At 65.5% G+C, this 10864-nt stretch carries 12 protein-coding genes and 1 pseudogene; 1 reads left to right on the plus strand and 12 read right to left on the minus strand.

Annotated elements, in window-relative coordinates; translation table 11 throughout:
* The 6 genes from ACILRA_RS13070 to ACILRA_RS13095 all read right to left on the minus strand — a co-directional run.
* A partial coding sequence (locus ACILRA_RS13070) for a chemotaxis response regulator protein-glutamate methylesterase (protein ID WP_395662535.1) occupies positions 1–887 on the minus strand: 887 nt, incomplete at its 3' end.
* On the minus strand, positions 884–1774 hold the full coding sequence (locus ACILRA_RS13075; RefSeq protein WP_395662536.1) for a CheR family methyltransferase: 891 nt from the start codon (positions 1772–1774) through the stop codon (positions 884–886). The genes ACILRA_RS13075 and ACILRA_RS13070, both read right to left, overlap by 4 nt.
* Positions 1771–2238, minus strand: a complete 468-nt coding sequence (locus tag ACILRA_RS13080) for a chemotaxis protein CheW (protein WP_395662537.1) — start codon at positions 2236–2238, stop codon at positions 1771–1773. The genes ACILRA_RS13075 and ACILRA_RS13080 overlap by 4 nt, the downstream gene beginning before the upstream one ends.
* A 5-nt stretch (positions 2239–2243) precedes the next feature.
* Entirely contained in the window at positions 2244–4382 is a 2139-nt protein-coding gene (locus ACILRA_RS13085) for a chemotaxis protein CheA (RefSeq protein WP_395662538.1), read from the minus strand.
* Between the two features lie 15 nt (positions 4383–4397).
* A complete protein-coding gene (locus tag ACILRA_RS13090; RefSeq protein ID WP_395662539.1) occupies positions 4398–4763 on the minus strand; it encodes a response regulator in 366 nt (121 codons plus the stop codon).
* Positions 4760–5056, minus strand: a complete 297-nt coding sequence (locus tag ACILRA_RS13095; RefSeq protein ID WP_395662540.1) for an STAS domain-containing protein — start codon at positions 5054–5056, stop codon at positions 4760–4762. Before ACILRA_RS13095 ends, ACILRA_RS13090 begins: the two co-directional genes overlap by 4 nt.
* A 132-nt stretch (positions 5057–5188) precedes the next feature.
* Here ACILRA_RS13095 and ACILRA_RS13100 point away from each other — a divergent pair, with 132 nt between their 5' ends.
* On the plus strand, positions 5189–5785 hold the full coding sequence (locus ACILRA_RS13100) for a DUF1989 domain-containing protein (RefSeq protein WP_395662541.1): 597 nt from the start codon (positions 5189–5191) through the stop codon (positions 5783–5785).
* Between the two features lie 136 nt (positions 5786–5921).
* Here the strand turns inward: ACILRA_RS13100 and ACILRA_RS13105 are convergent, their stop codons facing one another.
* The 6 genes and pseudogenes from ACILRA_RS13105 to ACILRA_RS13130 all read right to left on the minus strand — a co-directional run.
* A complete protein-coding gene (locus tag ACILRA_RS13105; protein WP_395662542.1) occupies positions 5922–6812 on the minus strand; it encodes a DMT family transporter in 891 nt (296 codons plus the stop codon).
* Positions 6813–6834: 22 nt separating this feature from the next.
* Positions 6835–7332: a hemerythrin domain-containing protein gene (locus ACILRA_RS13110; protein WP_395662543.1), complete on the minus strand. Its 498-nt coding sequence runs from the start codon at positions 7330–7332 to the stop codon at positions 6835–6837.
* Positions 7333–7404: 72 nt separating this feature from the next.
* Positions 7405–8373: a sugar kinase gene (locus ACILRA_RS13115; protein WP_395662544.1), complete on the minus strand. Its 969-nt coding sequence runs from the start codon at positions 8371–8373 to the stop codon at positions 7405–7407.
* Positions 8370–9185: an ATP-binding cassette domain-containing protein gene (locus ACILRA_RS13120; protein WP_395662545.1), complete on the minus strand. Its 816-nt coding sequence runs from the start codon at positions 9183–9185 to the stop codon at positions 8370–8372. Before ACILRA_RS13120 ends, ACILRA_RS13115 begins: the two co-directional genes overlap by 4 nt.
* Before the next feature lie 12 nt (positions 9186–9197).
* The gene (locus ACILRA_RS13125; protein ID WP_395662546.1) at positions 9198–10616 is read right to left on the minus strand and encodes a sugar ABC transporter permease; all 1419 of its coding nucleotides are present in this window, start codon (positions 10614–10616) and stop codon (positions 9198–9200) included.
* A gap of 131 nt (positions 10617–10747) precedes the next feature.
* Positions 10748–10864, minus strand: a pseudogene (locus ACILRA_RS13130) (D-xylose ABC transporter substrate-binding protein); the annotation flags it as partial.

Here is a 10864-nt window from a genome sequence, read left to right on the forward strand (position 1 = left end):
CCGGATTCGCGGATGTCGAGCAGGCCCTGCGCTCCGTCGCGGCCCATGCCGGTGAGCAGGGCGCCCAGGCAGCGCGGCCCAAGCGACCGCGCGATCGAGCTGAAGAGCCTGTCGATCGAGGGGCAGTGTCCGTTGACGAGGCCGCCCGGCTTCAGTGCGCAGGCAAAGGTGGAACGCCCGGCGACCTCGAGATGAAGATCGCCGCCGGGGGCGATGTAGATGGTGCCCGGCACCAGGGGTGCGCCGACCGTCGCCTCCACCACCCTCGGTGCGCACATCTTGTCGAGGCGGGCCGCCAGGTTGCGGGTGAAAACCGGCGGCATGTGCTGGGTCACCAGCGTCGGGGGGCAGTTCCGCGGGAAAGCGGTGAGGATCGAGATCAGCGCCTCCACACCACCCGTGGACGATCCGATCGCCACGATCTTGCCGTCAGGCTGGTAGTTTTCGCTGACGCGCGGCGTCTGCTCCACGGCCGCCGCCACCGGCGCGCGCCGCTTGACCTTCGAGGCGACCTTCACCTTCGCGGGCAGTTCATCGAAGCTGTGCGGATTGCCGGGCGAGGGCTTGACCACGCAGTCCACTGCGCCGAGCGCCAGCGCCTCGATCGTGGTGTCCGTGCCCTTGGCGGTCATCGAGGAGACCATCACCACCGGCATTGGCCTCAGCCGCATCACGCGCTCGAGAAAAGAAAGGCCATCCATCTCCGGCATCTCGACGTCAAGGGTCATGACATCCGGATTGAGCATCTTGATCAGTTCGCGTGCCTGATGGGCCGACTTGGCAGAGCCCACGACGTTGATGTCCGGGTCGTCCTCCAGAATGCGCGTCACGATCTGCCTCATGGTAGGCGAGTCATCGACAACGAGGACCTTGATGGCTCCAGTCATTGCTCCACTCCTCCGAGCTTGCGGTAGACGGTGGTTCCGTCGATCTTGAACAGGGCTTCGGCAGGACCCACGAGACGTTCGGAGTGGCCGAGATAAAGGTAGCCTCCAGGTCGGACGAGGCTGGTCAGGCGGTTCAGAATACGCATCTGGGTTTTCTCATCGAAATAAATCAGGACATTCCGGCAGAACACGGCATCGAAGGGACCGCTCATCGGCCAGGCGCCGACGAGGTTGAGAGGGCGGAGCGTGACAAGTCCGCGCGGGCCGTCGTCGAGCCGGACATTTCCAGAGCCCGCCTGCTCCATCCAGGCGCGGCGTAGCTCCGTGGGAACGTTCCTCACCTCATCCGCCGTGTAGACGGCGCGGCGCGCCATCTCGAGCACGTGGACATTGATATCGGTGGCGAGAATCCGCACGTTGTAGGCACGCGCATCCGGCAGCAGCGAGAGGATGGCGAGCGCGATCGAATAGGGCTCCTGCCCGCTCGAGCAGCCCGCCGACCAGATGCGCAGCCGCTGGCCGGAGCGGATGTCCTTCAGCTGCGGCGCAAGGATGCGGTCCTTGAGGTGCTCGAAGTGATGCGGCTCGCGGAAGAAGCGCGTGACGTTGGTGGTGAGCGCCGCGATCATCTGCGCGCGCTCGTCCGTGCCGTCGGAAGAGCCGACGAAGCTGCAATAGTCGCGGAAGCTTTCAAGCCCGAGCTTGCGCAGCCGCTTGGCCAGGCGTGAGTAGACGAGGTTCGCCTTGGTCGACGGAAGATGGATCCCGGCGTCCTCGTAGAGTGTCGTGGCGATGAACGCGAAGTCCTCGATGCTGTAGCCGAATTCGCCGGCAGGCAAGGGCTGCGGCTTCGTGGCAGCCACGGAAGACGCAGCAGTAGCCCTCATGCCGCCTCGAGCTCCATCGCGGGCAGCACGTGGTCGAGCGTGATGACGGAGATCATCCGGCCGTCCATGGCGATGACACCGCGCACGAAGGTGCGGGCGAGATTGGAGGCAACGTCGGGCGTCGGCTGGATGCTCGAATCCTCGACCGACAGGATGTCTGAAACCGAATCGACCAGAAGCCCCGCCGCACGCTCTCCCACCTGCGCCACGATGATGACGTGGCGCGCCGTGGGCTCGGTGCCGGGAAGACCCAGCCTCACGCCGAGGTCGACGATGGGCAGCACCACGCCGCGCAGGTTGATGACGCCGCGGATGTAGGAGGGTGCACGCGGAATGGCGGTGGCCGGCGCCCAGCCGCGGATCTCGCGCACCGACATGATGTTGATGCAGAACTCGAGGCCTCCGGCGCGGAAGGCCACGAACTCGGCTTCACGGGCAAGGTCATGTGGGGATTTCTCGATCATGGCGGTCAGCTCGCTTTTGCAAAGGGGATTTCGGCCGGGATGCGGTCGTGATGGCGCAAGCCCACCAGCGCATCGACGTCGAGGATCATGGCGACGCGCCCGTCGCCGAGGATGGTGGCGGCGGCAATGCCGTCGACGCGCTTGTAGTTGGTCTCGAGGCTCTTAATGACGACCTGGCGCTGGTCCTGGATGTTGTCGACGAGCAGCGCGCTGCGTGAGCCGTTGGCCGTCTCGATGAGAATGGCGACCCCCTGCCGCACCTGGCTCGAAGGCGGCCTGACGCCGAGCTCCGCACCCACATCGATCAGCGGCACCAGCACGTCCCTCACCCGGAGCACGAAGGAATAATCTCCGAGGTGATGGATGCGGGAGGACTCATGCTTCACCGTCTCGACGATGGCGGTGAGCGGGATCACATAGGTCTGCTCGTCGACGGTGACCACGATACCGTCAAGCACGGCAAGCGTCAGCGGCAGGCTGAGCGTGAAGGTGGAACCCAGGCCGGGCGACGAGGCAATCGAGATGCGGCCGCCCAAGGCCTGGATCGAGCGCTTGACCACGTCCATGCCGACGCCGCGCCCGGAAATGTTGGAGACGGATTGCGCGGTCGAGAAGCCGGGCAGGAAGAGCAGGTTATCGATCTCGAGGTCGTTCAGCTGGGCATCGGGCGCGACCAGCCCGTTGGCGATCGCCTTCTGCAGGACGCGCGGCCGGTTGATGCCCGCGCCGTCGTCGCTCACCTCGATGATGACGCGGCCGGAGCGGTGCGCAGCGGCCAGGCGGACCGCTCCCTCAGGCGGCTTTCCCGCAGCAATGCGCTGCTCGGGGCTTTCGAGCCCATGGTCCACCGCGTTGCGGATCATGTGGGTCAGCGGGTCGGCGAGCAATTCGACGACCGTCTTGTCGACCTCGGTTGATTCACCGTCAGTGCGCAGGCGCACGTCCTTGCCGGTGGCATCCGCCACCTCGCGCACGATGCGCGACATGCGCTGGAACAGCGGGCGCACCGGCTGGGCGCGGATCGCCATCACGCTTTCCTGGATCTCGCGGGTGAGCCTTTCCAGTTCCTCGAGGCTCGATGTCACCTCGCGGTCGCGGACATGGCTGGAGAACAGCACGCGCTGGGTGAGCATGGCCTGGTTGATGACGAGTTCACCCACCAGGTTGATGAGGCGGTCGACGCGGTCGAGATCGACCCGGATCGTCGGTTGCACGGCCGTCTTGATGGCGGCCTTCGGGGCGGCCGGATCGGACGCTTCGGTTGCGCCCGCGGCCTGGGCCGATGCGGCCGGCCCCTGGGTAATGCCCGGGGCTTCCTCGCGCACCTTCTTCATGATCGCAACGATGTCGAGATCGCCTGGTTGCTCAACGGCGGGCGCCTGCGGCTTGGCCTCTGCCTCGATGAAGAGATCGCAGTCGCCGTCGACGAAATCGAATACCTCCTTAACAGCCGCCTGCTCGCTCAGCGTTTCGAGGCGAAGGTCCCAGGACAGGTAGCTGTCCTCAGGATCCATCGTGTCGAGGAAGGGCAGGTTCTTGAGGTCGCACTGGCAGGTCAGGCTGCCGATGCGGCCGAGCTCACGGAACAGCGCCACGGGATCATTGGCCTTGGCATACATGTCGCGCAGCGGCCGGAAGCGGATGTGGAAGACATTGACCGGCAGCACCTGAGGACCGTCCTCCGGCACGTCAAACGCCGTGGTGACCGGGCTGAAGTCCATGCCCGCGAGATCGTCGTCGGCGCCTGCATCAGCGTCAGCCCCGCCCATGAGGGCATTGAACTCTTCCTCGATGGCGTCATAGGGCGCGGTATCGCCGATGGACCCGTTGCGGCTTTCCGCAACGAGGTCGGAGAGCGCGTCGGCGGCCCGCAGGAACAGCTTCATGACGTCGGCGTCGGTTGCGAGGCTGCCCGAACGCACGCGGTCGAGCGAGGTCTCGAAGACATGGGCGAAGCTCACCAGCGCATCGAGCTTGAAGGCGCCCGCCCCGCCCTTGATCGAGTGCACGGCACGGAACACGGCATTCACCGTTTCCGAATCCGTGTCGCCCTCCTGCATGCTGAGCAGCCCCTTCTCGAGGGCTGCGAGCTGTTCCTCGCATTCCTGGAAGAAGGTCAGCCTGATTTCGGCCATCGCATCCATGAGGTGCTCTCCCGATCAGGCTGCGACGCGGCGAACGGCGGCGATAAGCTTCGCTGGGTCGAAGGGCTTGACGATCCAGCCCGTGGCACCGGCGCGCCTGGCGCGCGTCTTCTTCTCATCGTCGCTCTCAGTGGTGAGCACGAGGATCGGCACGGCGCGGTATGCCTGGTCCTGGCGCACGGCCTCGATGAAGCCGAAGCCGTCCATGCGCGGCATGTTGATGTCAGTGATGACGACCTGGGGCATCTCCTGGCGCAGGACGTCGAGGCCGTGCAGGCCGTCCTCGGCCTGCACCACGCGGAAGCCCGCGTCCATCAGCGCCATGCGCAGCATGTCGCGCATGGTACGGGAATCATCGACGGTCAGAATGGTCACGGTCATTGGATGGATCCTTCACCCTTGAGGAAGTCCGGCGGTAAGCCGAGGAGGTTTGCTGCTTCGATAAGACTCGGCGAGGCCGAGGCCACATGGAAGTCATGTCCATCAGACTTCCATGTGACCCAGGCGGAGAGGAGCGCCTGGAGTACGATGGTGGAGACGCGGCTCACCTCTCCCGCCTCGATCACGACGGCGGTGTTGCGCGCTTTCTTCAGGTCCCGCAGCAAGTCCTCGATCGCCGTGAGGTCGAGCGATGGCTTGAGCGTCAGGACGGTGATGCCGGATGTATCTGTCATGCTTCTCGGCTGGCCCGGTTGGCGTTGGAGATGAACCCTAGAAAGTCAAGTTTGTGCCAGGCTGGAGATGAGGCAGGGCTGGCCAAGCGAACCGCGCACCGACATACTGACAAGGCAAACGAAAGGTGAAGAATGCTGGAATCGATCACGCTCGCCGCCCGCACGGGCAAGGCAATGAAACTGGCGCGGGGCCAGCAGGTCCGCATCGTCAACACCCATGGCCGGCAGGTGGTCGACACCTGGGCCTTCGCGGCCGGCGACATGTCCGAGTTTATGTCGATGGAGCACGCGCGCGTGCACATGGGCCGCATCAACCCGGTGGCGGGCTCGATGCTGCTCACCAACCGGCGGCGGCCAATCATCACCCTGGTGGATGACACGTCAGGAGGTGTCCACGACACGCTGCTCGCGGCCTGCGATGTTCACCGCTACCGCATGCTGGGCGCTACGGGCTATCACCGCAACTGCACCGACAATTTGCGTGAGGCGCTGGGTGAGCTTGGCCTCACGCCCACGGAGACGCCATCGCCCCTCAACCTGTTCCAGAATTCGGCGATCAAGCCCGATGGCGAATTGGTGATCGAGCCGCCGGTTGCGCGCCCGGGAAGCTACGTCACGCTCAGGCTGGAGATGGACGCCATCGTGGTATTCTCCGCCTGTCCGCAGGACATGGCGCCCACCAACGGCGCCGACATGACGCCGAAGGACGCCGAGCTGCAGATCTTCTAGAGCATGATCCGCAAAAGTGGAAACCACTTTTGCGATAAGATCATGCTCAAGCCATTGAACTTGCGCGAGTTCTTTTCGACCAGGTGATTCCACCTGGTCGGAACGCGCGCTTGCGCGAGATCATGCTCTGACAGGATCAGCGGCGGCCCAGCACCTCCACCAGCCCGGCGCAGAGGATGAGTGCGGTGCCGGTGAATTCCATTGCGCCGAAGGGCTCGCCGGCAAAGGCCCAGGCGGTGAGGGCGCCTGCCAGCACTTCCGTCATCAGCAGGATGCCGACACGGCCGGAATCGATGCGCTGGGCCGCCCACAGGACGAGGAAGTTGGGCGGCACGAAGATAATCAGTGCGAACAGCACAGCCCAGGGCAACACGGCGGCAGGCTCGCCGATGGCCGCAGCGGGTGAGCCGAGCCAGGCGGCGGCGGCCGCGACGGCGAGGGATGCGGCAAGCCCGCCGAGGCAGAAGGTGAAGACGGGGAGAGCGATGGAATCGGAAGGCTTGCGGAAGCTGCGCAGGGTGCCTGCTGCCCACAGCATGCCGCTGAGCAGGGCCAGCACGTCGCCCGCGTTGGACGGGAGCGGCAGGCCGTTTTCGAAGCCGAGGATGAAGACCATGCCGCCAAGACCCAGGCACATGGCGAGCCCGCGGCTCCAGCTGAGCCGCTCCTTCATCAGGAACACCCCGGCCAGCGTGCTCCAGACGGGCGTCAGATAGAACAGCAGGATGGCGTTGATCACATCGGTCAGCACAAGGCTCACGGTGTAGAGCGTGAAGGCAAGGCCGAGGAGCGCGCCGGTGAGAAGCTGGCTTGCAAATCCCCTCCAGACAGACTTGCGCAGCATCAGTGGCAGCGGCGTCACCAAGGCCACCGCGAAGAAGATGACGCTGACCCAGGCCCCGCCCAGCCCATGCGACTCGAGCCAGCGCAGCGGCACCCAGAATCCGCCCCACATGGCGCCGCTTGCGGCGACCGCCAGCGATGCCCACAGGCGCATGTTGGCGGCGCGCGGCGGCCCGGCGCTCATCGCTGACCCCTGCCTGCCCGCGTCAACCAGCCTGGCGGCGGTTCTCGTTCATCTGGGCCTGCAGCGCGTGGAGGTCTTCCGGCGTCAGCCTGAGGCGCGCCAGCGGCATGACCAGCGTATTCTCCCAGTGGATGTGGCGCCGGTAACGCTCGAAGAAGCCGCGCAGCATGTAGCCCAGCATCTCCGGGTTCGGCGGCCGGGCGCCCTGTGCAAGGGATTCCAGCGCCTCGGCGATCTCGGAGGCGAAGTCGTTGTCGGAGGAATGTTCCGCCGCAAGCCGTTCGAGGATACTGTCCAGCCCGTCCTCGGGCTGTGCGCGCTGCCTCAGCAGGGGGAACAGCGCCACCTCCTCGTCGTGGTGGTGGAGCGGCAGGTCGAAGGCGAGGCAGGAGGCAACCTGGGCGCAGAGCCTGCGGTCCACCTCGTCGGGCAGGCCATCGGCGATGCGCTCCATGGCATCGCACATCTGCACCTGCACGGCATGGGCGCTGGCGATCATGTCGAGGGCGTCCCTGGCCAAGGAACCGATACTTGCACTGGCAGACAACTTGGACATGACCGGGAACGAACTTCCTGACAACACCGGCCACTTTCAGCGCCCCGCAGCCGCGGGGCCTTGATCCAGATCAATGAGTGCAGCCGCGCGGATGGCAGATTCAACCTCCGCGCGCATGGGGAGCGGCGCGATGGCGCCATAGCCCAGGGTCGAAAGCGCCGCCGCGGCATTGGCGAAGCGCACGGCCTCGCCCAAGGGCCGGCCCCGTGCGCACTCGCTGAGCAGTGCCCCGGTGAAGGCATCGCCCGCGCCCGTGGCATCGACGGCTGCAACACGCATGCCTGGCACATGCAGGGATCCTTCGGGGGTGGCCATGAACACTCCCTCCCGGCCCAGCGTCACCACCACCGCGCGAGCACCCAGCGCCAGGAAGTGCCGGGCAATGTCCCGGGGGTCCGAAAGCCCGAGGAGTGCTGCACAATCCTCCTGCGAGGTCTTGAGGATATCGGCATGCCGGGCTGCCTCCTCGATGGCGGGCAGCGCCTGCGCCGCCATCCACAGCCGCGGCCTGAAATTGGTGTCGAAGGAGATGCCAACCCCCGCCCCTCTGGCCATGGCGATGGCGGCGGCGACGGTCTCTGCCGCCGTGGCGCTGATTGCCTGGCTGATGCCGGAGACATGCAGGAAACGGGCACCCTGGATCAGCTCCGGCTTGAGGTCCACGGGCGACATCAGGCTGGCGGCAGAGCCCTTCCGGCGATAGGTGAAGACATGCCCTTCAGGGCCGTGCGTGACGAAATAGAGACCCGTCGGGGCATCCGCGTCGCGAACCACGCCCGAGGCATCGATCCCCTCGCGGGCCATCAGGCCGCGAATCTCGTCCGCAAAGATATCGGCGCCGAGCCGCGTCAGATAGGCGGCGTGGCTGCCCAGCCGTGCGGCGGCGATTGCCACGTTCAGCGTGTCGCCGCCGAAGCCCGCGAGATAGCGCCCGTCGGGCTGGCGGTTCAACTCGTAGAGCGGTTCGCCAAGCGAAACGACGTCGAAGCCCGGTGTGGGCGTCACGCGGCGCTCTGCAGTGCGCCGGGACCCGGGATCGCGCCGGGCGGGCACTTGCCGGCGATGATCATGCCCAGCACCTCGTCATGGTCGACGTCGGTGGTGCGCGCAGCACCCACCACGCGGCCGTTCTTCATCACCGTCACGCGGTCGGCCAGGTCGAACACGTCATGGATGTCATGGCTGATGAGGAAGATGCCGATGCCTTCGGCCTTGAGCTGCTTGATGAGCTCGCCCACCTGTGCCGTCTCCTGCGGCCCGAGTGCCGCCGTCGGCTCGTCCATGATGAGGATGCGCGCGTTGAAGTGGATGGCCCGCGCAATGGCCACCGACTGGCGCTGGCCGCCCGACAGCGCCATCACCGGCTCCTTGAAGCGGCGGAAATTGGGGTTGAGGCGGCCCATCACCTTGCGGCATTCGGCTTCCATGGCGGCATCGTCGAGGGTGCCCCAGCGCGTCCGCAGCTCACGGCCGAGATAGAGGTTCGCGGCGGCGTCGACATTGTCGGCCAGCGCCAGCGTCTGGTAGATCGTTTCGATGCCCAGCGCCTTGGCGTCGCGCGGGTTGTTGATCTCCACCTTGCTGCCGTTGATGAAAATGTCGCCGTGGTCGCGCTTGTAGGCGCCCGACAGGATCTTGATCAGCGTCGACTTGCCCGCGCCATTGTGGCCGAGAAGGCCTACGACTTCACCGGGGTAGAGGTCGACCGAAGCATGGTCCACCGCCTTGATGCCGCCAAAGGCGATCGAGATGTCCTTCATCTCGATCAGCGCGGGGCCAGTGCGCTCCACGATCGTCGGGTGCTTGTGCGTTGTCATCTCTGCCTCCCCTTACTTGACGCGCCGCCGGTAGACCTGGTCAACGAAGACCGCGAAGACAAGAACCGATCCCACGATGATATTCTGCCAGGATGATGGCAGGTTCAGCAACTGCATACCCGACGAGATGGACTGCATCATCAGCGCGCCAAGCATGGCGCCATAGATGGTGCCGAGGCCGCCGGCGAGCGAGGTGCCGCCGATGACGGCGGCGGCGATGACATAGAGCTCGTTGAGATCGCCCAGCGACACCGTGGCGGCATCGAGGCGCGCCGATGAGACAATGGCCGAAATCGCCGCCAGCAGGCCCATCAGCGCAAAGACCTTGACGGTCATCATCCGGGTGTTGATGCCGGCGAGTTCGGCTGCCTCAGGATTGCCGCCGATGGCGAAGACATAGCGCCCGAACTGCGTGCGGCTGGCAATGAAGGTCATGACCAGCCCCACGGCCAGGGCGATCAGCACGGGCACCGCGTAGCCGGTGTAGAAGATCAGCCCCTCAGCGCAGCGCACCACCTTTTCGCCGGCCATGCAGATGGCCTGTCCGCTCTTGTCCTCGACGCCCGCCGGGATCGGGATCTGGTTGAGGAGGGCATATTGCTCGATGAGCTTGGGAGGCCAGGGATAGGAATTGACGATCAGCGTGATCCCGAGGATCGCCGCCGCCGCAAGCAAGACCAGCAGGATTTCCGCCCACAGCGGGCGCAGCGCGAAGTTGAAGCGCTTGCGCTGCGTTCTGCCATTGGTGATCGACCAGGCCACGGCCGCGCAGGCGATGGCGGCGAGACTCCAGCTCCATGTCGGGCCCAGCCAGGAATCGGGAACGCCGCCGCCGACGATCTTGAACGTCTTGTCGAGGGGGGCGATGGTAACGCCATCGGAAATGTAGAAGCCGATGCCACGGCCATAGGCGATGAGGCCGCCCAGCGTGACGATGAAGGACGGAATTGCAAGATAGGCCGTGAGGTAGCCGTTGAAGGCGCCGATCAAGATGCCGACGCCCAGCGCCACGATTGTTGCGATGATCCAGATCGACCAGTGGCCCACGCCCAGCGCCGGGCCCAGATACTGCACCTGCAACACGGCCGAGATGGTGGCAACGAGGGTCAGAATTCCGCCCACGGAGAGATCGATGTGGCGCATGACGATGACCAGAACCATGCCCGTCGCCATGATGGCGATCGAGGCGGTCTGGACCAGCAGCGTCCACAGGTTGCGCGGCATCAGGAAGGAGCCGCCGAGCAGGCCCTCGTTGAAGGGGCGCTCCTGCATCCACAGCTGAAGGGCGGTCAGGATCTCGAATATGAACCACACGCCAAGGATGGCGGCGATCATGCCGACAACGCGGGCATCGATCTCCGTGGCCCGGAAGAAACGGGTGATTGGACCTTCCCTCGCCATCGCGGGCGAAGAGCTCGTATCGGTCGTCACGCTCATATTCGGATGCCTCCCCTCTTCAACCGCGCCAGGAATCGACGTCCTGTTGTTGGTTTTTGAAAGGCCGCGCCACCCGGGAAGGTGACGCGGCCATGCGGTGTCAGATCAGATCGCCCGGCAACGGATCAGTTGCAGGCAGCGACCGCGCCAGCAGCGACGCCGGCGCAGACTTCTTCCTTGCTCACCCAGCCGGCGTTGATCACGTCAGCGAGGTTGTCCTTCGTGATCGGGTTCGGCGGGAT

The organism is Aestuariivirga sp. (genome assembly GCF_044239095.1).
Taxonomy (GTDB): Bacteria; Pseudomonadota; Alphaproteobacteria; order Rhizobiales; family Aestuariivirgaceae; genus Aestuariivirga.